The sequence below is a fragment of the Vibrio sp. ABG19 genome, from assembly GCF_029962385.1.
GTDB lineage: Bacteria > Pseudomonadota > Gammaproteobacteria > Enterobacterales > Vibrionaceae > Vibrio > Vibrio ostreae.
Map to the genome: position 1 here is coordinate 2,718,666 of NZ_CP071708.1, position 24,825 is coordinate 2,743,490.

Annotated in this window: 19 protein-coding genes and 1 riboswitch; of the genes, 12 read left to right on the top strand and 7 right to left on the bottom strand. The window is 47.3% G+C overall.

The genetic code is table 11. The features are described from left to right. Positions 1-7: 7 nt before the first annotated feature. A complete protein-coding gene (locus J0X00_RS18640; RefSeq protein WP_282477441.1) occupies positions 8-2,602 on the bottom strand; it encodes a hypothetical protein in 2,595 nt (864 codons plus the stop codon). A 535-nt stretch (positions 2,603-3,137) separates the two neighbouring features. On the opposite strand from J0X00_RS18640, the gene J0X00_RS18645 reads away from it, so the two are divergent. From J0X00_RS18645 to J0X00_RS18680, 8 genes are all read left to right on the top strand, one after another. Next, the gene (locus J0X00_RS18645) at positions 3,138-4,268 is read left to right on the top strand and encodes a polysaccharide export protein (protein WP_282477442.1); all 1,131 of its coding nucleotides are present in this window, start codon (positions 3,138-3,140) and stop codon (positions 4,266-4,268) included. Positions 4,269-4,668: 400 nt separating this feature from the next. Further along, positions 4,669-6,150 carry an undecaprenyl-phosphate glucose phosphotransferase gene (locus J0X00_RS18650; RefSeq protein WP_282477443.1) on the top strand — a complete coding sequence of 494 codons (1,482 nt, stop codon included), beginning with the start codon at positions 4,669-4,671 and terminating at the stop codon, positions 6,148-6,150. 42 nt (positions 6,151-6,192) lie between these two features. Beyond that, complete coding sequence (locus J0X00_RS18655) at positions 6,193-7,272, top strand: glycosyltransferase (protein WP_282477444.1); 1,080 nt, start codon at positions 6,193-6,195, stop codon at positions 7,270-7,272. A gap of 33 nt (positions 7,273-7,305) precedes the next feature. After that, entirely contained in the window at positions 7,306-8,619 is a 1,314-nt protein-coding gene (locus J0X00_RS18660; RefSeq protein WP_282477445.1) for an O-antigen ligase family protein, read from the top strand. A gap of 119 nt (positions 8,620-8,738) precedes the next feature. Next, a complete protein-coding gene (locus J0X00_RS18665; protein WP_282477446.1) occupies positions 8,739-10,967 on the top strand; it encodes a polysaccharide biosynthesis tyrosine autokinase in 2,229 nt (742 codons plus the stop codon). A 71-nt stretch (positions 10,968-11,038) separates the two neighbouring features. Beyond that, positions 11,039-11,785, top strand: a complete 747-nt coding sequence (locus J0X00_RS18670) for a hypothetical protein (protein WP_282477447.1) — start codon at positions 11,039-11,041, stop codon at positions 11,783-11,785. 4 nt (positions 11,786-11,789) lie between these two features. Further along, complete coding sequence (locus tag J0X00_RS18675) at positions 11,790-12,578, top strand: hypothetical protein (protein WP_282477448.1); 789 nt, start codon at positions 11,790-11,792, stop codon at positions 12,576-12,578. After that, positions 12,565-14,553 carry a lipopolysaccharide biosynthesis protein gene (locus J0X00_RS18680; RefSeq protein ID WP_282477449.1) on the top strand — a complete coding sequence of 663 codons (1,989 nt, stop codon included), beginning with the start codon at positions 12,565-12,567 and terminating at the stop codon, positions 14,551-14,553. Before J0X00_RS18675 ends, J0X00_RS18680 begins: the two co-directional genes overlap by 14 nt. A gap of 158 nt (positions 14,554-14,711) precedes the next feature. Here the strand turns inward: J0X00_RS18680 and J0X00_RS18685 are convergent, their stop codons facing one another. Genes J0X00_RS18685 through J0X00_RS18700 form a run of 4 tightly spaced genes read right to left on the bottom strand, consistent with a single transcriptional unit; the run spans position 14,712 to position 17,340 of the window. Beyond that, positions 14,712-15,656 (bottom strand): ABC transporter substrate-binding protein, encoded by a 945-nt coding sequence (locus J0X00_RS18685; RefSeq protein ID WP_282477450.1) that lies wholly within the window; start codon positions 15,654-15,656, stop codon positions 14,712-14,714. A gap of 17 nt (positions 15,657-15,673) precedes the next feature. Continuing rightward, positions 15,674-16,462, bottom strand: a complete 789-nt coding sequence (locus tag J0X00_RS18690; protein WP_282477451.1) for an ABC transporter permease — start codon at positions 16,460-16,462, stop codon at positions 15,674-15,676. After that, positions 16,455-17,177 carry an ABC transporter ATP-binding protein gene (locus J0X00_RS18695; RefSeq protein ID WP_282478322.1) on the bottom strand — a complete coding sequence of 241 codons (723 nt, stop codon included), beginning with the start codon at positions 17,175-17,177 and terminating at the stop codon, positions 16,455-16,457. Before J0X00_RS18695 ends, J0X00_RS18690 begins: the two co-directional genes overlap by 8 nt. Positions 17,178-17,211: 34 nt before the next feature. After that, positions 17,212-17,340, bottom strand: coding sequence for a hypothetical protein (locus J0X00_RS18700; protein WP_276605447.1), 129 nt, complete (start codon positions 17,338-17,340; stop codon positions 17,212-17,214). Between the two features lie 91 nt (positions 17,341-17,431). After that, positions 17,432-17,529: riboswitch (TPP riboswitch) on the bottom strand. Positions 17,530-17,744: 215 nt separating this feature from the next. Between J0X00_RS18700 and J0X00_RS18705 the strand changes: the two genes are divergently transcribed. Both J0X00_RS18705 and J0X00_RS18710 read left to right on the top strand, forming a co-directional pair. Next, positions 17,745-19,340, top strand: coding sequence for an ABC-F family ATPase (locus J0X00_RS18705; RefSeq protein WP_136487510.1), 1,596 nt, complete (start codon positions 17,745-17,747; stop codon positions 19,338-19,340). 193 nt (positions 19,341-19,533) lie between these two features. Further along, complete coding sequence (locus J0X00_RS18710) at positions 19,534-20,067, top strand: hypothetical protein (protein WP_218563175.1); 534 nt, start codon at positions 19,534-19,536, stop codon at positions 20,065-20,067. Between the two features lie 23 nt (positions 20,068-20,090). Here J0X00_RS18710 and J0X00_RS18715 read toward each other — a convergent pair whose 3' ends face one another. Continuing rightward, entirely contained in the window at positions 20,091-20,555 is a 465-nt protein-coding gene (locus tag J0X00_RS18715) for an Lrp/AsnC ligand binding domain-containing protein (RefSeq protein WP_256612926.1), read from the bottom strand. A 192-nt stretch (positions 20,556-20,747) separates the two neighbouring features. On the opposite strand from J0X00_RS18715, the gene J0X00_RS18720 reads away from it, so the two are divergent. Then, the gene (locus tag J0X00_RS18720; protein ID WP_136487507.1) at positions 20,748-21,764 is read left to right on the top strand and encodes a 1-aminocyclopropane-1-carboxylate deaminase; all 1,017 of its coding nucleotides are present in this window, start codon (positions 20,748-20,750) and stop codon (positions 21,762-21,764) included. 218 nt (positions 21,765-21,982) lie between these two features. Here the strand turns inward: J0X00_RS18720 and J0X00_RS18725 are convergent, their stop codons facing one another. Continuing rightward, positions 21,983-22,897 carry a LysR family transcriptional regulator gene (locus tag J0X00_RS18725; protein WP_282477452.1) on the bottom strand — a complete coding sequence of 305 codons (915 nt, stop codon included), beginning with the start codon at positions 22,895-22,897 and terminating at the stop codon, positions 21,983-21,985. A 359-nt stretch (positions 22,898-23,256) separates the two neighbouring features. Here J0X00_RS18725 and J0X00_RS18730 point away from each other — a divergent pair, with 359 nt between their 5' ends. Then, positions 23,257-24,783 (top strand): ABC transporter substrate-binding protein, encoded by a 1,527-nt coding sequence (locus J0X00_RS18730; protein WP_282477453.1) that lies wholly within the window; start codon positions 23,257-23,259, stop codon positions 24,781-24,783. The last annotated feature ends 42 nt before the right edge of the window (positions 24,784-24,825 follow it).

Below are 24,825 nucleotides of genomic sequence, written 5' to 3' on the forward strand. Positions count from 1 at the left end.
ACCTTATTTAATCATTGAGCGTGTACTCAATATGAATAATCGGGGCGCCGTCAGGTTCACCATCGTAAGCCTCTGCGACCCGTTCACCTATACCGGTGACGATGACGACCAGTGCATTTCCTGGCACCCAGCCAGCCTGCGATGTAACTTCAGATATGATCGCACTGATGTCCGGGGTTTTCTGTTTACTGTCTGATTCACCCACTAATCTCCATTCGGGAGGCGTCCAGGTGACAGAGGCTGCCGTCCTTACCCGAGAGGACACATTGTGGCTTTCCCTGACGAAGGTGACCGGATTGGCCGCGAGTTCACCCTGAATCAACAGTGTGGTTTCCACCGCTTTCGTTTCATCAGCCTGAAATTGGATATAAGCACCGACAATGTTGGCACCCTGTGGAACATCAATCTGAGTAAAGCGCATGCCGACGACTTGATTTGAACCATCGTAAACCAGCTCTAAATCACTGCTGTTAGTCTTAACACTGCCATCCGCTTTCTCTTCGGCATCATCCGAACTGGCCGCAATACGCCGGCTGAGGGTTTGCAGACCATCCTGAGTGACGGTGATCTCGACATCATCGAAGTTGGTCAGATCGCCATCGCTTGCGGTGAGGCGCAGGACATAAATGCCGGCCAGCGAGAATGTCGCGCTTGTCTGTGCGCTACTTGCGTTAGTGAAGTTCACACTGCCTTGACCACTGATTTTGTTCCAGCTCTGAGTGAGTGTATCGCCAGGAATACCATCGTCAGATACCGCACCGGTAAGCACGGCGCTTTGTGATAACGTGATCGTCTGAGCTTGACCGGCTTCGACTAATGGCGGTTGATTTCCTGGAACATAGCTATATTCGATGTACAGCAGTGGCGCGCCAGCCTGGTCGCCGTCAAAGGACTCAGCGACGCGTTCACCGTCACCGGAAATCAGTATTGCCAAAGAGTTACCTTCCGCCCAACCGCTTTGAGAGGTAATTTCGGCGATGATCGGCCCAAGGTCGGGGGTACGCTGATCCAGATCCGCTTCGCCCACGATCAACCAGGGAGCGGGGGACCAGTATATGGCGGAGGTGGTGGCTATGCGTGCTGAAATATTAGCGGTTTCCTTCTGAAAGGCGGTTGCACTGGCAGAAAGTTCGCCGCGAATCGTCAGCGTGGTATCTACCGATTTTACTTCATCAGCCTGAAACTGGATGTAGGCGCTGTTGATGGTCGCTCCTTGCGGGATGTTGATGGTATTGAAGCGCAAACCAACGACTTGATTGGAGCCATCATAAACGAGTTCCAAGTCGCTGCTGACGGTACGCATTCTGCCGGTGGCGAGCTCTTCCGCATCATCATTGCTAGCATTGATGCGACGTGTCAGTGTGAAAACGCCTTCCTGAGCGGAAACATTGACGGTTACCTCGTCTTCACTTTGTAATTCCCCATCGAATGCGGTCAGACGCAGGATATAATCGCCGGCCGCTGAAAATGAGGCCGTCGTTTCAGTACTGCCGGGATCGGAGAAAACAACATCTCCCTGTCCACTGATTTTACTCCAGGAGGTCGTCAGTGAATTGGCCGGCAAACCATCGTCTGTCACCGATCCGGTCAGATTGACAAGTGCGGGCATTACCACCGCCAGGTCATCACCGGCAAAAACCTCCGGCGCAGCATTACCCTGAGTGTAAGGAGGTAATGTGATTTCATATATCATGCCGTCATTTTCGGTTGGGTCACTGTCATTGTCCCAGCCTCGGGCAGACATAAAGATACTGTTAAGACTCGGGTCCAGACTGCTGGGGGCGATAGTGATCCCGGACGGCTTTTTCGGGTTGATCTGCGAGATATCAATAGTTCGCAGCAAGTGCCCTTCGGTGGTGGACTGCACAATGAACTGACCGGTACTACTAATGATATACAAAGTACTCGTCATGGCATCGAAGTAGATGCTTTCCGGGTCAGTCAACCCCAGTTCTCGGGCGTCAAAACTGTTGACCACATCGTCGACAGTAACCCCATCGAATACACCGTTTGGTCCGGGTGTTATTCGATATACGATGTGAGAGATACCATCCATGACGTATAAAGAACCTTGACCGTAAGTAATATCCTCGGGATCGGAACTACCAAAAGCTTCAGTTGAGAAAGCGCTCACACTATCATCTTCAGTCAGGCAAATACCATCGTTGCCAGGGGCGATTTCATACACGGACTTCGGGCCGGTATCATCAGAAATAAAACAATGGTTGTTGTCAGTGTTGATTGTTATTCCCGTGGGTTCATCAGAAAAAGAAATAGTAGAATAGGTTTTTAGCAACACACCACTGCTGCGATCTATTTTGAAAACGTTGGTTTGATCGGGGGGGAATATAGCCATTTCATTAATTTCACTGTCAGTGATGATGAGGCTGTCGTCAGAAGGTAAGTAAACAATACCTGCGGGATCCGGACTGGGATAATTAGAAGTATCAAACGCTTGGATAAGATCAGCATGAGCCTCATATGCGTTTACATCGGAGATACAAGACATCAATGCTATACCGACTGCGGTGATAAGGCAGGTGCTTCTTAAAGCCAGATAATGTCTTCCGGCGCAGACTTCTTCTAGACTATTGATAAACATGACTTTATGCCTTTAGTAACGACTATCTCTGTTAAATCCCTGTAGGCGAGTAGTGGTATATCTCGATTACCCAACAATTATAATTCAGAAAATAACTTAAATTATTTAATCACGTGAATATGTTTCTCATTTATAAGACGCTGGGTGTGATGATTTATGGCTAAATATTATCTAGATGATTAATAAGATGTTCTCCTGCTGGAGATATGGATTTGATAAAATGAAATAGATTGCCTATGACTATGCAAGTGATTTCATTTTATTAAGATGAATACTTTTTTATTCAATGGATTAAATCAGAGTGTTAAATCGTATGTATAGCTATGTTTCTGAAAAATATAACTATGTCATAGAGGTGTTACATTGATTTAAACCATTAACAGCGCAAATTATCGCAAGGTATCGAGAATTTATAGTCTATTGTTAGTTGATTAAGAGTAGAGCTTTTACTTATTTTACCGGGCAGAGCAATCCCTGTCTCTTAACGTTTTCTCTGGCTGGAAAAATAAAATGGCGTTTACGGGAATGTGAAATTATGAATTCTAAAAAAATGTTACTCATTACGATGGTGTTACCACTTTTTCTGGTCGGATGTACTGTTGTTCCGGGTTCACACCTCTCACCAACGGGCAAAAATGTTGTCATTCGGGAGACGAATACAGAAGATATTTCAGACCAGATTAATCTTTATCCGCTTGATGCCTATTCAGTGAGTCGTTATCAATCCCCCTTGAGTTATCGTTCTCAGCCTAATCTGTTGTTGGATAAGCTTGTTTCGGCGTATGAATACAGGGTGGGGTCCGGTGACATTCTGAATGTGACCGTTTGGGACCACCCTGAACTGACCATACCTGCTGGCTCCTATCGCAGTGCATCAGAGGCCGGGAACTGGGTGCACGCCGACGGAACCATATTTTATCCATATATTGGTATTGTCAGCGTGACTGGTAAGACAGTGCGTGAGATACGAAAGGACATCGCACTCAGACTGGCCGATTACATCGAGAAGCCACAAGTCGATGTTAATGTCGCTGCGTTTCGTTCCCAGAAGGCGTACATCACCGGAGAAGTGACTTCACCAGGACAACAGCCCATCACCAACATACCTCTAACGGTGTTAGATGCCATCAATAATGCCGGCGGACTGGGCACAGACGCAGATTGGCGTAATGTGACTCTAACCCGAAATGGTGAGGAAACCAGTCTATCGCTTTATGCTTTGATGCAAAGAGGTGATTTGACGCAAAATCAGCTACTGCAAGCCGGAGATATTATTCATGTGCCCCGCAACGATAGCCAGAAAGTGTTCGTGATGGGCGAGGTCAATCATCCTAAGTTACTCAAAATTGACCGTGCCGGAATGAGCTTAACTGAGGCGTTAAGCAATGTTGGCGGTATTAACCAGCTTTCTGCGGATGCGACCGGAGTTTTTGTTATTCGTACGTCAAATGACAAATCTGATCGCCTGGCAGATGTTTACCAACTCAATATTCAGGATGCTTCCGCGTTAGTGATTGGTACGGAGTTTAACCTGCAGCCCTACGACATTGTTTATGTCACAGCGGCTCCGATTGCCCGCTGGAACCGGGTGATAAGTTTGTTGTTGCCGACCATTACCGGTTTCAATGAACTGACAGAATCTGTTCTTCGCGTCCATAATTGGTAACCTTGAGGTTATCACGTCATGTCGGTACGCGATGGATAACCAGATAGTATACAGACAGGATTCACTATCAGGCAGAGAAGGCGGTTTTCTCTGCCTTTCATTTTTAGCTCATAGAGGTAATGTCGCATTAAGCTATGAGTGACCTTGTCACCGCTTTTTTATCTTGGATATCCATGACTACCTTATTGATCTAAATTCGCGGTCTTTTCCCGGATTATGTTCCGGTCCTAAATCAGTTCAGTACTAAATTATGATTAGAATTAGCGTTGCAATTGACTGATTATTAAGCGGTAATTTAAATTAGAGTGGTTGTCTCAAAAATAATACGTCAATTTAATGTCTGATATAAACGCGCACCTATAATTAAAAATATCATTAACTGATGTTCGGACAAAAATAAATGCGTGATATGAAATCAAAATCCAATGAGAACCATTATTTTTCCGAGCAGTATGCACACAAAAGATTGTACCGCTATCATCAAACACTGTTAGTACACGGGCAATTGCTATTTAGTATGGCATCGTCTTGTATCATTTTGGTCACAGCGGCATATTGGTTCGAAGAAACTTATATCGAGCTGTATAAAGTCATGGCTGTTATTAATTGTTTAACTATATTTATTATTTATCAGATGCTTGGCGTCTTTCACCAGGCCAATGGCATGTTATTCGGAAGACGAAGGACATTTTTGTTCGGGCTTTGGGTGCTGACGAAAGCTTGGTCAGTGGTAATATTAGCCATGGCGTTCTTCATCTACCTTGTGTTAGAGACTGGTGAACTGAACAGAATGGTATTTATTTTCTGGTCATTAATTGGACTTATTGTTCAGATCCTGTTTTACGCCATGGTTTATTTTGCTTCCAAAAGATTTCATCAAATATTTACTACTCCTTTACCTTGTTTAGTTATCGGGACAAATGATCTGAGTAAGAATCTGATTTCCAAATTAAATAGCAATATCTGGTTGGCTGAACAGGTTGTCGGGGTATTAGGCAGTGATCCTGACTCCACGTTGGAATGGGATAATAGTGCACCTATCGTCGGTAATTTCAGTGATATTCGTGATGTGATTATTCGTTATGGTATTAGGCGTGTTTATATCACCTTACTCCTCAAGGATCTAAACAAAGTTGAGGATATCGTTTGTTTACTTGATAATCAGTGCGTGGACATTATTTGGGTGCCAGACATTCTATCGATTCATACCATAGACCGAAGCATTCGTGAGTTGTCCGGCTTGCCACTACTTGTCTTGTCCGGCAGTCCGATGACCAGTATTAAAGCCGTATTGATTAAATCATTGATGGACAGAGTACTGGCAGTACTGCTGTTGGTTGCCTTATCCCCGGTGTTCATTGCGACGGCAATTGCTATCAAACTGACTTCACCAGGTTCGGTATTCTTTAAACAAAAACGTCACGGCTGGGATGGTCGGGAAATTGAAATCTGGAAATTCCGTTCTATGTATACCCCTAAAGCTGAGACCTCATTTGAACTGGCTAAACGTCATGATCCCAGAGTGACCACTGTAGGTCGTTTTATCCGCAAAACAAGCATCGATGAGTTACCTCAGATTTTCAATGTATTACAGGGGAACATGTCATTGGTTGGTCCAAGGCCGCATGCCGTCGAGGTTAACCAGTTCTACAGCCAGCATATTCCAGATTTCATGCTGAGGCATCGTATCAAACCCGGTATTACCGGCCTGGCCCAAATCTGTGGTTATCGTGGCGGGGATGACTGCACGGTCGGAACCCTTGATATCATGGAGAAAAGGGCAACCTATGATATTGAATATATTAATCACTGGAGCTTGTTACTCGATCTGAAAATTTTGCTGTTAACACCATTCAAGATTTTTTCGCATGATGCTTATTGACCTGGCGAGTTCAGCATAAGTTTAACAGTGTGGAGGTGGACCATGGCAAAAAAGAAAATCATTCAGGTGACAGAGTGTTTTGCTTATGGCACAGCAAAATCGCTCAAACAACTGTGTGAATTACTCAAAGACGAGTACGAGATAACTGTTTGCTACTGTCGGCGTGATGATAGTGATAACGAAATCAAGCATGCCGACAGCGATATTAAGTGGATTGAAATGTATTCAGATGGCCGCTTTCGTCACCTCAAAAATATTCTTATGGTGCGTCGCCTGATTAAATCATCGACGTTTGCATTGCACGGGCACAGCAGTTTTGCTGGGTTGTATGTGCGTATAGCTGCAATTGGTAAGCATGTTCCTCTGGTTTTATACTCACCAAGAGGTTATGCGTTCCTGCGCCAGGACCTCAACATCTTCAGCCGATTTATCTTTCTGATGGCGGAGATACTGCTGTCATTTTTAGGCCGGACCGTCACCTGCGGAAAGAGTGAATTTAACATTGGTAAACGCTTCTCGAGACATATCTGTAATATCAATAATTCGGTGATGATTAAGGAACAGCCTGCTCAACGATCTGATGATCAATTTCGAGTGATATCTGTTGGCAGAATCTGTTATCAAAAAGGGTTTGATATTTTTATTCAGATTGCCAAGGCGTTGAAGGATAAAGAGTTCGTTTGGGTAGGGTCGCCAGACCCTCAATATATGGATGCGGTGATGAAGCAACACCCGAGTTTGCCTGACAATATCAAAATTATTGCTTACAGCGAGCAGGGTGAACTTTTCTCCAGGATGACTCATTCTTCGGTGGTTTTGCATCCATCCCGTTGGGAAGGATTGTCACGTGTACTGATTGAATCGCTTTCATTAGGATTGCCGATTGTGACTTCAACCTGCAAGCAGAATCTCGACTGTTTGCTGCCGCAAGCAGAAGGTGAATACAGCAATGGCTTCTCCTGTGAGAATATTTCTGACTACGTGGTTGCGATAGATAAATTGCAACATGATCCTGAGCTGTTAGCGAATATGAAAAATTCTTCCCTCAATTTGGCTAAGAGTGATTTCGATATCAATGTAGTTAAGACACAATGGTTGAGCCTTTATCGAGGAGAATATTGATTGAGTTGGCGTACTCATTCAATATTGAGATGAATGAAAAAACACTATCTAACTGAACCATTCAAATTGCTCATGGCAATCGGGCTTGGTGTTTCGTTTATGCCCAGCTTGATGAGGTTGGGCAGTTCCAGTGTGAGTCTCTCTTATGGTTATATATTACTCTGTTTTTTGTTAATGATTATGATCATCCTAAAAGACAAAACAGTGTTATCTTTCTATAATTTTCAAGCATCAAGAAACAAGTTGCTGATGATGGCATTAACGTTTTTATTTATGCTTCATCTGTTACGGTTTATTGTTGATCCTGATGAGTTTATTTCACGGACTTTAATGTCATTAATTATATTTCTCACATGCTTTTGGTATTTCTCATTTGTTTTCTACAATGATAGCAGCTTTTTTGATCGGGCTTATATTATTATTAGTTTAGGAATTATTATCAACCTTATTGCTGCGATAATGCAGAAACAGGGAATGAATCTGGGTACCTCTTACTACGATGGTTATGACCGGTTTACCGGACTTTTCTCTAATCCGAATCAGCTTGCCATTTTCTCATCGACAACATTTGTTTACTATGTCGATAAATTATGCTCAGGAACTAGTTATCGTGATAAGAAAAGCTATCGTGGTAAGCTTTGGCCAACAGTTATGTTACTGACGTGCATCGTGTTACTGGTACTATCTGGTTCCAAAACGAACGTTATCGTTTCCGGGTGCATCTTAGTCGTATTTATCGGATTTTACATTGAAGCGAACATTTTATCGAAATTGCTTTTTGCTGTATTTGTAGGCATCTTGTCCGTGGTGATTGTAAAAGAGAGCCAAATATTAGTCTCTGTTAATCCGAGACTTTTTGATATTTTATCATCTTTATCTTTTGATAGCGTGCTCGAATATCGTACCATAGATTCGAGAATGGATCTTTGGCGTTATTCCTGGGATATTGGTATGACCTATCCTTATATCGGCGAAGGAGTGACGAGTACTTTACCTGGTTCCGTTCCCCATAGTCATAATTTAATACTCGATTATTTGCGTATTTTTGGTCCGCTAGGAATGGTTGGCATGCTGATCTTTATTTATTCTTTGGTTTTTTTTCGTATTCAACCTTCGGCTGACAGATTGAGCATCCGTCGGGCCCGAGTATGCAAGTTTTCAATTTTTGCTTATCTATTGTCGAATATGATGAGTGACTCTATGGGGCCGCAAACAGTATTTTTCTTATCTTTTTTCGTTGCATACCTGTCTGTTCATGCGTCGATTTCTGTTAATTATACTAATATTAATAGTGGCGATATCAGTCGTCGTTGCATAAAAAAAGTAGATAAGAAACTAGTGTCTTAATGTTATTGGTGCCAATTTTAAATGGCCGGATTTACGGAGTTAATCGGCTAGGCAGCAATTAGCTGAATAATCTGTAAACCAAGCGCGCTGATTACTGTAGCGTGGGGGGGTTGTTTACTATGTCTATTAATCACTTTCCTAAATTTGATTCTGACTCGCCTTGGAGTAAAGAGAATGAAGTTTCTCTGCGTGATTATTTTGGTGTGATTCAGCGCGTATGGTGGAAAATTCTGATACTTGTGGGTGTGGTTACTCTGTCAGTGGCGCTCATCGTGTCATTGATGCCGGCAGTCTATAAAGCGACGGCCACGATAATATTTGAGTCTCAGACGACCACGATTTTACCTGTCGATGACGTGTATCTGATGAATAACAAGAACAGTGAAGAGTATTACAAGACGCAATACGAGATCCTAAAATCTCGTCCGATTGCTGAGAGAGTCATTCTATCTCTGGATTTGGTTGATAAGTTAGCTAATCGCGACAAGAGTGTGTGGCTGGAAAAGTTGCACTTACAATCTGCGCTGGACTATCTGTCAGCAGGTTGGCACCGCCTCATTGCCGCTTTGGGTGGCGCAACATCTGAAACAGATCAACCGATTAATCCGATGAACCTGGCTGTTGATAGTTATTTGGAAAAGCTCGAGATAGTGCCGGTTGTCAGTACTCAATTGGTTAAAATCAGGTTCAGCGCTTCAAATCCGGAGCTGGCGGCAACCATTGCCAATGCTCACGCCAATCTTTATTTAGAGTCTAATCTGGAAGCTAAGCTCCTGTTGACCAAATCAGCTGAGAACTGGATGGCAGGCCGCTTATCAGCGCTTAAAAAGTCGCTGGCCGACTCAGAGCAAAATCTGCAAGCATACCGCGAGTCAGAAATGTTGATCGATGCTGATGGTATCCAACACTTACCCGCGTTGAAGCTGGATGAATTGACGATGAAGTTGATTAACGCCCAGCAGGCACTGGCGTCGATAAAGAATACCTATTCACAGGTGGAAAATTGGGGACAGAATTCGGCTGCTCGTGTAACGGCTATTCCCGCAGTGGCTGATGTTCTAGCTGATCCTTTGGTTCAACAACTTAAAAATCAGTTGGGCGCAGCAAAACAAAAAGTGAACGAGTTAGCGGTGCGTTATCGGCCCCGGCATCCGGTGATGGTCGCAGCGCAACAGAACCTGAGAACGATTGAAGCCAACTTACTGGGCCAGATCAGCAGTGTGATTGAAGGGATTAAAAAACAATACGAAGTGGCACGGGCAAACGAAGCGTCGATTCAGGCATCGATAGAGGCAACCAAAAACCGCTATCATGAACTTGGGAAAAAAGCATCGGTTCTGGACGCGTTGAAGCAGGAAGTGGACGCAAACCGTAATCTTTACATGCTGTTTGCGACTCGGGTTAAGCAAGTGACAGAGATGAGCGGCGGTCAGGTCGTGAATGCCAGAGTCATTGCGCCTGCGATTATCCCTTATGTTCCTTTTAAACCCCAAAAGGCATTAATGATCGGTCTGGCTTTTGCAACCAGCCTGTTCACTGGTGTATTTCTCGCCTTTGTGCGTGATGCCATGAGTAACCGGCTGACCAATGCAGTGGACGTTGAATGCAAACTGGGCTATCCGCTGCTTGGTGTGGTTCCTATGGTCAAAAACCCTCACCACGAACCGCGGCCAAAATTGATCAGTCAACGTAACGGAGACTTGCGTGAACGCCGTTTTCTGGAAGCGATACATTCGCTGCGAGCCGGAATCTTTCTCAAGGGGAAACTGAACAAAACGGTAATGGTGACGTCCAGTCTGAGTCATGAGGGTAAATCAAATCTCGCTATCAATATGGCTAAAGTGTGCGGTTTGTTTGAACGTGTTGTCCTGATTGAGTGTGATTTGTGCCGACCGGTCATGGCACAAGAACTGGATATCGATCCTCTCAAGCCTGGTTTAGTTGAATTGGTGCAAGGGACGAACAGTATTGAGGAGTGCCTGACGACTCATCAAAGTTATCAAGTGATCACGGCAGGGCAGTCGGTCAACGATTCCAAATCCATCATTGGCTCGCCTAGGTTTGATCAACTGCTTGCCTCGCTGGCAACACAATTTGACCGGATTATTCTCGATTGCCCTCCGGTTCTTATTGTCAGTGACCCGGAAATTATTTCGACCTATACCGATATGATTATTTACGTTGTACGTTCAGATTCGACGCCGATCAATCAGGTGAAAAGTGGCATCGAAAAACTTGAACGGGTCAAAGAGCAACCGATCAACATAGTGATTAACGGATTAGATGTACCATTTGCATCGAAAGACAGGGATTTCCGCGACTACTACGATAATTCATTTCGGCTTTAGTCAGATACGCGAGCGGCAGCCGCGCGCGTGAAGCTTAGTGTGTCAAAAGCCGTTCCATCTGGGGAGGCGTCATGATTATTGAACTCACAGGTTGTACCGGGTCAGGAAAGTCAACCTTGCTGCACAAGATAATCGCTCGTCATCAGGGGCAGAGTCTGGAGGTGATCTCTGCCCAAACTCTGATCATGCATAAACTGCATCTGTCCTGGTGCGCGCACGAAGCTGGGCAACGCATCGTGATGACGCTGGTAGGGTTGATCTGGTGTTTGGCAGGTTTGCGTCACCATCGCACACTGCTGCTTTTTTGTTATGGTTTCATTCGCCACCTACCCGACGAGATTGGGCTCAAAGAGAGAATGAAGATCGCCCGCATAGTGGCGCGTAATATTGGACTGCATCGCTGTATTAAATACTTTGATGGTCCTGACTATATCGTGATCGTTGATGAAGGCACGTTACACATAGCTCACTATTTGTTTGTTTACGAGACGTTAAGCCCCGATCTTGTGCAAATAGAACGGTTTATCTCTTTAGTTCCTATACCGGATGGGGGGGTATTTCTGCAGGCTGCACGAGAGCAGCTGATTACACGCACTTTAGCCCGCGGACACGGGCGGGTGACCTCAGGATCGCCGCAGGCTGTTGAGAATTTCATTACCCATGCTCTGGCGGTTTCGGAATGTATTCGTCAATGTCCTGACCTCAGATGCAAACTGGTGGTTGTCAGCAGTCATGACGGAACCATTCGTACCGATTTATCGCTATCTGCGGATGGTGCGGAGATTTATTCTGTGATTAAACATTTGGTCAATGGCTAACAGTATGGCACAGCAAAACACAATCCTGCGCCGTGCGGCGGTGATCGCCCTGGTCGGCCCGGAGGCAACCGGAAAATCGACCTTAGCTTATGAACTGCAAAATTGGCTGGCGCCGCTGGTTAACGTGCGTATTGTTCATGTCGGCAAACCGCCTGCAACCTGGTTAACTTATCCGATGCACCTGATATTGCCTTTACTGAAGGTCTTATTGCCCGGTTGCCGAACGTCACGCATGAAGGGATATGCGCCTTCAGCGCCACCGGCCGCCACCCTGTGTTCGGAGATGGCACCACAGATGGAGAAAATTCGGTGGTCAACATTGATCAATGCATGGTGGAGCCTGTGTGTCGCCTGGGAGCGGCGTCAACTGCTCAAACAGAGCCACAAGGCGGCGCTGAACAATACGTTTATCATTTGTGATCGCTATGCGTCGAATCGACCTGGTCTGTTAGATAGCGCGCGGTTAACGGTCAACACTGAGGCGAAAGGGTGGTTAATTTCTATTTATAATCGACTGGCCAAGTTAGAACATAACATCTATCGGCAAATTCCGCCGCCGGATGTTGTGCTGCAGCTCAGCGTCTCCTTTGAAACGGCGATCCTGCGTAATCGTGAGCGGATCAAAGCCGACAAAGAGGGCGATGAGTACATGAGAAATCGGCGTCGAGATGCTCAGGACTGGAATCGTATGGGTAACGAGAGGGTGTTTCACATTGATACCGATGCAGGACTCGATATAACCCGCGAAAAAGCCATTCAAGTGCTTGAAAAGGTACTGTATGGACGCGGATAAATCACGCGCTTCACATGTGTTGGATGGCGCAGTAGTAACAACGGTTGCCGCGCTGACCCAGGGGATTGGTCAAATTGTGCTGTTGGCGGTACTAGCGCGATATGTGAGCCAAGCCGAGTTTGGCCTGGTCACCGCGACATTAGTATTAATTGGTTTAGGCCGGCAATTTACCGAGGCATTACTGCGGCCGGTGATCATTCAGCGTCAAACTCTCACTGGTGAGGATATCGGTACAGCCGCATTTATTTCATGGCTGTTCGCTTTTTTTGCATTAGTGCTGCTAATGGCCTGCGCCCCGGCGATCGGTCAGCTGTTTTCTGAGCCGGCGATAGTACCGGTAATAAAGACGTTATCTTTGGTGTTTGTTATTCAGGCGCCGTCACTGGTGGCAGAAGGCCTGTTATACCGGGAGTTAAAGTTTTCGCGTATTGCTTTTGCGGAGGTTTTGTCTTTTTTATTCGGCTATACCTTAGTCGGGGTTACGCTGGCTCTGGCCGGGTTGGGAGTGAGGGCACTTATTTGGGCGTATCTGGCTCAAGTTTGTATCAAATGTCTTGTCGTTGTCTGGCTCGAACCTAAAACACTATTAATCCGCTTCAACTATGCGGCATTTCGTCATATTTTGTGGATGTCCGGCGGTTTTAGTGCTGCTAAAGTACTGGGCTATATTGCCACACAAATTGATTATTTAGTTGTGGCCTCAATCATGAGCTCTGCCGCGGTTGGTGTCTACGGACGCGCATATCAATTAGTGGGGATGCCGACGATGCTGTTTGGGCAAGTGCTCGAACGTGTGATGTTCCCGGTATACTCCCGGCTGCAAAATGAGCAGGAGAAAGCCAAACTCTACTTTGGTTACGCGGTGTCATTAAGTTCAATGGTTATGGCGCCACTCTTGGTGTTATTTGTCGTTCTGGGGCCTGAGATTGTCCGGATTATCCTTGGGCCAGATTGGCATGAGACCGTGCTACCTCTGCAGATTCTGGCCAGCACCATGATTTTTCGTATGGGTTACAAATTAAATGATCCGCTGACCAAAGCCACGGGGTTGGTTTATCAAAGGGCGATGCGTCTTGCGATTTATGTGGTTGCAGTGGCTGCAGGTGCATTTGCTGGCTCTTGGTGGGGGCTTGCTGGTGTTGCAGTGGGGGTTTCGTTAGCGATTTTGGTTAATTTCATATTAATGGCAGATCTCACGCTGAAGTGGTTGGGCGCATCCTGGCGATGGTTTGTGGCAAAACATGTGCGTGCACTGGTGATTATTATTGGCTGCTTTCCCGTGCTACAACTGTCTGCGTCGGGCTTGCGTGCATTGGAGATAGGCTATCTTGGCGTGTTTTTTGGTGTGGTTACGCTGTTTGTCTTGCTTGCTGCCGTGGTGATTATTGCTTGGCCATCGTACCTATTCAGCCCGGATGTGCGTTGGTTTTGTCGTTTGCTGGCTCGCCGAATCGAGCCTAAAGCAGCGAAAACTGCGCAATCCTTGGTCAATGACAAAGGCATGGTTGTTGAGCTGCTCGGCTTAAACGCGAATGAACGAGCTATGCTGCCGAATTATATTTTGCGCACGTTGCACAATGAGGGGATTCCCGGGTCTGATATTTTGCAATGCCTGAATCAGCGCAAAAGGCATTGGCTGTTTTCTCTTTGTTGGATACGTCTGGTGCTGCGTGCGTTTCAACGCTTGCCCAGGGCGTCGTTGTATCAGTTACTGAGTACGTTCGGTGATCAGTCTCCCTGCTCTTCAGGTCATTTTAAAAACGTGATCATACGCATAGGTATGGGTGAACTGGTTGCCAAAGCACGTGCAGTACCAGGTATCCACTTATTCGTCTGTGATACCGACTTAAGGCCGTTTTCTTTTACTTCAGACCTGTCCGTTGATGTGACTCAGGCGTCAGATGATCTCTCTTCACGCTCACAGCACGTGATCGTGATGGCAAAGAAGACATGGTTACTCAAAACGGAAGCGTGATAGAAAGTGACGACAAAAACACATCAGAAGGCGGGGCGAGGGGTGCCCCGTCATCATTAATGTTGCGCAGCCATGCGGCTGCGGTTTGTCATCTTGCCTGTGGCGCTATACTATACGAGTGCTGATATAGCTCATCGGGTACCAGATACGCTTGCTGATCAGTTCAGATTGACAACGTAATCGGCAGTGGATGGTAATGTCGAGATCAGCTTGTGCTGATACAAAAACTCCGCGTATTGATCGTAGCGTTGCAGATCAACAGCAGCCGGACGCAGGGCAAAGCGGGTCAGGGTATCTTGCCAGGCTTTATGATTGAGCTCATTATCCAGTGTATCGGGTGAGTAAGCGACGAAATCACGCCAGGCCTGTTCAGGGTGATTGACGATGTAAGTGACTGCCTGCTGCAGTGCCTGATTAAATGCGACAATCGCTTTCTGGTTATAGTGATCGTGGTTGGCAACAATCACCAGCTCGTCGTAACTGGGTACACCATGTTCTTCCGGGTAAAATGAGACGGCCTTATAGCCTTCCAGCGCCAGTTGGTTAGTCTCGAAATTACGTAGTCCGCCCCAAATCGCATCCACTTTGCCTGAGGCAAGGGATGCAGAAAGTGCCCAGCCGACGTTAATGATGTTTACATCGGAATAGCTAACCCCTGCAGAGTGCAGCATGGTTCCTACGTTAGCTTCTTCATTGCCGGCCAGAGCGATACCGATTTTCTTCCCTTTCAGATCTTTTAACTCTGGCTGCTGTCCGTTATCCAGCATCATCAGGGCGTTGAGCGGTGTGGCGATTATGGTGGCAGTGCGCACCAGCGGCAGCCCTTCTGCCACGTCCATGGTCAGGTTGGGCTGGTAGGTGATCGCCAAAGCGACTTTATTGGCTGCGACCAGTTTAGGGGGAGTACTCGGGTCTGCTGGCTCCTGGATGTCGACGTCAATGCCATGCTGCTCAAAGTAGCCTTTCTGCTTGGCGATCACGATCGGGCCATGGTTCGGGTTGACGAACCAATCGAGCATCAGGGACAACTTTTCTGCACTGGCCGGGGCGGCAAACGCAGTCAGGCTGAGCAAGCTTAGTGAGGTAATAAGATTTTTAAACACGGGGTATTCCTATACGTTTAAGGTTTCCAGGAGATCCATCGCTTGAGTAGTAGGTCGACGGAAAAATAGAGTGAGAGTGAAATCAGTGATAACACCAGCAGAGCCGCAAACATTTCACTGATCATCATGCGGGCATTGGCCTGCAGCATCAAATAGCCTAATCCTGAGCTGGACCCGACCCATTCGCCGGTGATCGCGCCGATGGGGGCGACAACACAGGCCACCCGAATGCCAGACGCTATCGACGGCAGCGCATGCGGAATTTGCAGTTGAATCAGGGTTTGCCAGCGGGTCGCGTTCATGGTTTTGGCCAGATCCAGGTAACCCTGCGGGGTGGAAGTTAAACCGTCATAGGCGCAGGTGGTCATCGGGAAGAAGATAATGATTGCCGCTATCACCACTTTCGAAGCAATGCCGTAACCGAGCCACAGCATAAAAATCGGGGCCAGAGCGAATACCGGTATCGCCTGGCTGATGATAAGAACCGGTAATAACCAGCGTTTCACGGGTTGAAACAGCAGCATCTGCAAGGCGAAAAATAAGCCGCAGCTCAAACCGAGCAGCAGACCAAACAGGATTTCCTGTAACGTCACCCAACCATGGGCCAGCAGGATATCGTAGCGTGCCAGCGCTTTAAGGAAGACTTGCTGGGGGCTGGGCAAAATAAAGCTCGGCAATTCAAAAACAGCGATAGCACCCTGCCATAACGCCAGAATAAATATCACGGTTGACGTCAGTTGGATAAGACGCGCAAGTCGGCGTGGTTGGGCTGCCGCTGAGCTGTGCATGAATGGATGATTAAGCATGACGGGCTCCCAAGCGGGCAAAAATCTGATTGTGTAATTCTGTGGTTGCCTGGTCATAGTCTCTGGGGGCTGGCGTGACCGGTAAGTCGAGTGACTCAAGACGGGCGGCGTTTTTGTCCAGGCTCTTTTCCAGAATAAACAGGCGCTCAGCCAACCGGCAGGCCTCGGCCGGATCGTGGGTAATCAGCACCACGGTTTTTCCAGCCAGCAACTGGTGAGAGAGCTGCTGCAGCTGATGACGCGTCACGGCATCCAGCGCTGAAAAAGGCTCATCCATCAGCACGACCGGCTTATCCTGCAATAAGGTTCTGGCCAGAGCGACCCGCTGACGCATCCCGCCGGAAAGCTGCCCGGGCTTGTGATGGATAGCTGAAGTTAGGCCCACTAGCTCAAGCAGATGCTTGGCTTTGGTGATGACCTGCCGGCAGGCTTGATTTTTCAGACGCGCTGCAAGGCAGACATTATCCAGTACACTCAGCCACGGCAGCAACAGATCCTGTTGCGCCATATAAGCGATATTGCCTGAGAGGCCTGAACCCGCCTGCGCTTGCAGTCCGCCACTGATTTCACATTCGGCTGGCAGCAGCCCGGCGAGATATTTGAGCAGAGTGGTTTTACCGCAACCGCTCTGACCGAGGATGCAATTCCATTGGCCGACACCCAGCTCCAGACTGAGCCGGTGCAGAGTAGGCTGCGGTTGCTGCGCGTAGCGCACCGTTAAATCCTCGATGGCAAGGACAGGGGATGAGTTATGCACGCTGATTCCCTTGTTCAATCACAGGGAAACACAGTTCGACGTGAGCAAAGCTCAACGCACTGTTCGGGTGACTGACTGGAATGACATTGAGTCGTGCAGAGACTGACTGGATTGGGTTCATCACTGTTCCTTGCTGGGTGTCGTGCGCAGGAACAGTCTGGTGCAGAAATACGGATACCGTATCACAGCACAAGATAATCAATCGATGGAGCCATGCGATTGGATTAGTTCCCTACGCCAGTATTAACTGAATCAGGTTCAACGGGTCTCGCTTTGCGATCTCAGCCAAATGGCCCCCCGACTAACGAGCGCAGCATAGCAATGAATGAATCGGTTGTGCAATATATGAAAAGTGATTTAGTGATAATCTTGATTTAGCCGCCTCACGCTGCAGCGATGCTTTGATTATCAATGTGCTTTTTAGGGGTGATGTTAATCACAAAAACTGATAGAATCCGATTACTTTGAAAAGTTGGCCAGTGCCAACTTTTCGCTTATTTACAATCCAACAACTTGGGATTCCCTGTGCTAACGACTGCAAACATCACCATGCAATTTGGCGATAAGCCATTATTTGAAAATATCTCGATTAAATTTGGTAATGGTAACCGTTACGGCCTGATCGGTGCGAACGGTTGTGGTAAATCCACGTTTATGAAAATCCTTGGCGGTGAACTGGAGCCGTCTTCTGGTTCGGTTGCAAAGGATCCGAATGAACGTATGGCCAAACTTGGTCAGGATCAGTTTGCCTTCGAAGCATTCACTGTCATCGATACAGTGATCATGGGTCACAAAGAGCTGTGGAAGGTAAAAGAAGAGCGCGATCGTATTTACGCTTTGCCGGAAATGACCGATGAAGACGGAATGCGTGTGGGCGATCTTGAAACTGAATTCGCTGAAATGGACGGTTACTCGGCTGAAGCGCGTGCCGGTGAATTGCTGCTTGGCCTGGGTATCCCGGAAGAGCAACACTTCGGTCTGATGAGTGAAGTGGCTCCTGGTCTGAAACTGCGAGTGCTGTTGGCACAGGTTTTGTTTGCGCAGCCAGAGATCCTGCTGCTTGACGAACCAACCAACAACCTGGACATGCACACCATCGCCTGGCTGGAACAAACTCTGCTGGCGCGTAACTGTACCATGATCATCATCTCGCACGACCGTCACTTCCTCAACACCGTATGTACGCATATGGCGGATCTGGATTATGGTGAACTGCGTCTGTTCCACGGTAACTACGATCAGTACATGATTGCGGCAGAACAAGCCCGTGAGCGTCTGCATGCTGATAACGCGAAGAAGAAAGCACAGATTGCTGAGCTGCAAACCTTCGTAAGCCGCTTCTCGGCTAATGCATCAAAAGCGAAGCAGGCGACATCACGTCAGAAGCAACTAGATAAAATTCAGCTTGATGAAGTAAAGCCGTCCAGCCGTCAGTCGCCGTTCATTCGTTTTGAGCAGGAAAAAGAGCTGTTCCGTAACGCACTGGAAGTCGAAGGTCTGAAACAGGGTTACGAAGAGAACATTCTGTTTAACGGTGTGAATCTGATGGTTGAAGTGGGTGAGCGTATCGCCATCATCGGTGAAAACGGTATCGGTAAATCAACCCTGCTGAACACCCTGGCTGGTGCGATGGAACCGATGGCGGGTATGATCAAGTGGTCTGAAAACAACAACATCGGCTTCTACGCGCAGGACCACGCTCACGACTTTAGTGAAGATATGTCACTGCTGGACTGGATGGGTCAGTGGAAGAAAGAGGGCGATGATGAGCAGACCGTGCGCGGTATTCTGGGTCGTATGCTGTTCTCACAAAATGATATCAAGAAATCGGTAAAAGTGATTTCTGGTGGTGAACAGGGTCGCATGCTGTTTGGTAAGCTGATTATGCAAAAGCCAAACATCCTGCTGATGGACGAACCAACCAACCACATGGATATGGAATCGATTGAAGCATTGAACCTGGCTCTGGAAAACTACAAAGGCACACTGCTGTTTGTTTCCCATGACCGTCAGTTCGTATCATCGATTGCAACGCGCATCATCGAGATCACCAAAGAAGGTGTGAACGATTTCCACGGTACTTACGATGAGTATCTGGCGAAACAAGGCCTGATGGGTTAACGACGGTTTAATCCGTTCAAGCCAAAGAATTACCTGAACCACCGCGTTATGCGGTGGTTTTTTATGCGCGTCGCAAAACTGTCTGACTATCGGAGTATTTTTTGGTCGCAGCATCTCAAGCGCTATCGACTACACTTTTGAGCATAGATTCACAAAGAGGTTATCCGGATCTGGACCGGGGATGGAGGCGGCATTGGACGCGCAAACTCTTGCATCACATGGATTCTTGCTTGTGGCAGGGCTGCTGGTACTGTTGCTGACAGTTTGGGTGGTTTATCAAGTCGGTCAGCATGGGCGGCGAGATCGCCTGGCGCACAGTTATGCACGGCACCGAATGGCGTGGCAGGCGCAACTCAAGCAAGATGTCTCTGCTTTCAGTGCATTAGCGATGAAGCATTACTACAGCGTTAAAGATTTAGACCGCTTGCTGGCTGAGAAAGTCTTTGCCCAGGATGTGCGAGAATTGAATCAGCTGCGGGTCCGGGTACGTCTCAGCCTCGACCCTTATCAAACCATCGACAGTGACGATACCAAGTTGATCCGCAGTATGCGCCGGGTCATCGTCCATTTTGAAACCCAGCACTATAACGGACTGGATTATGAACTATTGCGCATTGAGCGTTGTGCGCAGCGCATCCTGCATCAGGAGCGGCACAAATCATCACGTTTGGCGCGTTTGGGTTCTATAGAGCCGGATACTGCGGTGGGTAACTCACCACGTTCCTGAATCCAGCCTCTATCTCGTCTGGCTCAAAACGCCAGTGGTGCATTCTCTTTGACTTCCTTCATCACAAAAAAGGTGCGGATTTGACGTACGCCGGGCAGAGCCAATAAATGATTGGCGTGCAGTTGATTGAAGCTGGCCATGTCCTTTACGCGGATTTTGAGAAAATAATCAAACTCACCGGCGACCAACTGGCAGTCAATGATCATTTTGAGTTTCACAATCGCGGCTTCAAATTCAGCAAAGCTTTCCGGGGTAGAGCGGTCCAGCACCACGCCGACGATAACCAGTGCCCCCAGGTCTATATCGGCCGGATTTAATTCCGCGCGCACTGATTTTACCACGCCTTGTTTAAATAGCCGATCGACCCGGCGGTGACAGGTCGCGGGACTGATGTTGGCCATCTCAGCCAGTTCAGCATTGCTCTTGCGTCCGTCCTGCTGTAACAGTTGCAGTAGTTTGCGATCGGTCTTATCTAACGAAATGTTCATGAAAGAACCTTCCATAATATCGATACATATGATTTTTATTTAAACACTAATGGGTATTTATGGAAATAATTGATTAAAAATAATTCGAAATTAGAAAGCACATTTCTCGTGGGTTTGGGTAGTCTGTATCCATAGACGGCAGACAATTTCTGCTGATGAAATCGGAATCAGGCGACAATAAGGAGATTGCCCATGAATCTGGAAAAATTTGAACGTTACCCGCTCACTTTTGGCCCAACCCCAATTGAAAAGCTGAGCCGTTTGTCTGAGTTTCTCGGTGGCGATGTCGACATTTATGCCAAGCGCGAAGACTGTAACTGTGGCCTGGCGTTTGGTGGTAACAAAATTCGTAAACTGGAGTACATTGTGCCAGATGCGATTGCGTCAGGTGCTGATACCCTGGTTACCATTGGTGGTGTGCAGTCTAACCATACCCGCTTAGTGGCAGCAACCGCCGCGAAAATTGGCATGAAGTGCCGTCTGGTACAGGAAAGCTGGGTACCGTTTCAGGATGCAGTGTACGATCGGGTCGGAAATATTCTCATGAGCCGGGTGATGGGTGCCGAGGTTGAACTGGTCAATGATGGCTTTGATATCGGCATTCGCGAAAGCTGGAAAAATGCGCTGGCGGATGTGGAGGCGAAAGGGGGCAAACCTTATCCGATTCCTGCTGGTGCCTCGGAACATAAATACGGGGGCCTGGGTTATGTTCAGTTTGCTGAAGAAGTTCGTCAGCAGGAACAAGAGATGGGCATCAAGTTCGATTACATCGTCGTGTGTACTGTTACTGGTTCAACGATGGCAGGTATGGTGGTGGGCTTTGCTGCTGACGGCCGTGCGCGTAATGTGATTGGTATTGATGCGTCGGCAACGCCGCAACAAAACCATGCTCAGGTCCTGCGTATCGCTCAGAATACGGCTGATTTAGTTGAACTGTCGACACCAATCACCGAAGAAGACATTGTCATCATTGATGATTACGCTTATCCGGAGTACGGTGTGCCATCGGAAGAGACCAATGAAGCCATCCGTATCGCAGCCCGCACGGAAGGGATGATGACGGATCCGGTTTATGAGGGTAAATCGATGCAGGGCCTGATTGATCTGACCCGTAAAGGCTTTTTCCCGAAAGGATCTAAAGTTCTGTATGCCCACCTGGGCGGCGTACCGGCTATCAACGCTTACAGCTACATCTACCGTAACGGTTAATATTAACGTGACACCGTAGCTAAAGTTGGCATAATTATTTAAGGCCTCGCTGAGCGAGGCTTTTTGCGTTGATATAATTTTATTAAACACAGTGGTGTTAATGGTCGATTCAATATAAATAGTAATGTTTATCATTACTGGTTTATGACGGTGTAAATAAATTTTTCTTGTGGTTGTATGAATTTATTTTTAAGTTACCATCATATTAAAATAATTTTTCACCGGTTTGGTTCTAGCTGGTTAATTAAAAATTCGAGCACAGATTGCACCGCTTTTGGGAGTGTTCTGCCCGCTAAAACTTGTAATTCAATATTTCTCAATCCCATCGCTTTGTCGGTAATCGGGATGGCTTTCATCCGGCCATTTTTGATCAACTGCCGGACGGATATTTCTCCGGACAGGGAGACCCCCGCCCCGTTGATCACAAACTGATTCAGCGCTGACATATAAGAACTGACCAGCGCAGGCTCATAGGTCAGTTGCTGTTGACTGACGCAAATATCAAACAGTTGGCGCAGGGTCGTATTCGGATAAGGAATCGCAATCGGGTAGGCGAGTAACTGGGCAATACTGATGCGATTTTTACTGGCTAAAGGGTGATCCGGATGGACAATTGCATGAATCGGCGCTGGCTGGGTGTGCACCACCCGGATATCCGCTATCGGGTTAAGGCTAAACGCAATGCCAATGTCAGCATCACCATTACGAATCGCTTCTGAGACTTTAATCGGCGGGTAAACTTCTAATTTAAAATGAATTATCGGAAATAACTTCTGATAGCTACTGATCACGTTGGGCAAAAATTCCATTGCAAACCCTTCGGTTGTGGCGATGGTGACCTGACCTTTTTGCAATCCTTCTAACGCTTCGATTTCCCCCAAAACCCGGTCTGTCTCCAGTATCACTTTACGTGCGTAGACTGTCAGCAGCTCACCGGCAGCACTCAATACCATACCGCGCGGGCGGCGCTCGAACAGGGGTGTACCGAGTAAATCTTCCAGACCGGTAATTTGCCTGCTTATGGCGCTGGTTGCCACATTAAGGTGCAACGAGGCTTCGCTGATCGAGCCGCAACGGGCGACTTCAAGAAAGTAGCGTAGCGACGGCGAAGTAAGCTGGTGAACGGCTGCCATGAAGTTCTCCTCTGTGTAGTTCAGGTGATGGCACGGTTAAGTCTTGATAAAGCAATATGTTTGCCAGAACGGCAATGGAATATTGCTAATTCTCTAATTGTGGCAATTGAGAGTTTTAACTAGCATCAATTTAAAGGTCATCAAAAAGGAGTTAATGAAATTTACACATTCATGGACGAAGAATATTAACGCAGTTAAAGGCTAAGTCGTGAATGATGATGAGGTTCAAAATCTGGAAGTGGAATAAATATTGCTGGTATTTTCAATAGCAAGATAAATTTAAATGTTATGGATCGTTTTATCGAAAATATCAGTGAACAACTTGTCGATGATTTTAAATTAAGTATAAGGATGTGCTTATGTGGTTTCCAAGAAAGCTAATCTCTCTGGCTGTAACCGGTGCGCTGGCACTGAGTTCGCACAGTGCTCTGGCCAACAAATCTGATGATACCCTGGTGTTTGCCTCCAACAGCTGGCCGGAAAATATCAGCCCGTACCACAACAATTTGCGCGAAGGGACGGTATTAGGGCATCTGGCCTGGGATACCCTGATATATCGGGATCCGGCCACGGGCAATTACCTCCCTATGCTGGCGACCGAATGGGAATGGAAAGATTCCACCCATCTGGTGTTCAAGCTGCGTCAGGGGGTTAAATTCCAGAATGGGGATGACTTTACTGCTGATGACGTCGCATTCACCTTCAATTACGGCCTTTCTCCCGACTCCAAAGTCGTCACACTGCAAAACATCAACTGGATTAAACAAGTCAACAAAATCGACGCTTACACAGTCGAATTTGAACTCAAACAACCTTTCCCCGCTGCTTTAGAATACCTCTCTGGCCCTCTGCCGATTTATCCGGAAAAATACTTTAAACAAGTCGGGCTAGCCGGCTTCAACAACGCGCCGATTGGCACCGGACCTTACCAGATCACTAAGGTGACCAATGGTGAATCGCTGGAGATGAAGCTCAATCCGAATTACTTCGCCGACAGCCCAATCAAGCAACCGAGTATTGGTCATCTTAAGTTTGTTCTCATCCCGGATCCGGACACCCAGATTGCCCAGTTAATGACAGGGCAGATCGACTGGATTTGGCGTGTGCCGTCGGATCAGGCAGAGCAATTGAAAATGATGCCGAATTTGTCAGTGCTGAGCAGTGAGACCATGCGGGTAGGCTATCTGACGCTGAACAGTCTGGGCACAGACTCACAAGATTCGCCGTTCAAGAAGCTCAAAGTCCGTGAAGCGGTCAACTACGCCATCAACCGCGATGGTCTGGCGCATGAATTAGTGCGTGGAGGCAGTCGCCCGCTGTATACGCCGTGTTTCCCTGAGCAGTTTGGTTGTGAAGAATCGGCGGCCAAGCACTATGAGTACAGTCCGGAAACCGCGAAGAAGTTGCTGGCAGAAGCCGGTTATCCGGATGGCTTTGAGACCGATATTTACGCATATCGCGACCGCGAATATGCCGAAGCCATCATTGGCGACCTGCGCAAAGTCGGCATCAAAGCCAAACTCAAATACATGAACTATGCTGCGCTGCGCGATTCACTGCGTGCCGGTAAAGTGCCGATGTCGTTCCAGACCTGGGGTTCATATTCGATCAATGATGCTTCCGCTATGGTCAGTGTCTACTTCAAAGGCAGTGCCGATGATGGTGACAAAGATGCCCAGGTTAAAGAGTGGCTGGAGATTGCCGACACGTCCATCAAACCGGAAGAGCGCATTGAGTACTATCAGAAAGCGATTTCGCGTATTACGGAAAATGCCTACTGGGCGCCGATGTTCTCTTTCACCAGTAACTACGCGTTTACCTCAGACCTGAACTTTACCGCGTATCCGGATGAACTGCCGCGCTTCTGGGAAGCAAGCTGGAAGTAACCTTACTATGGGCTGCGCTATTTTGTGAATACGCAGCCCTGA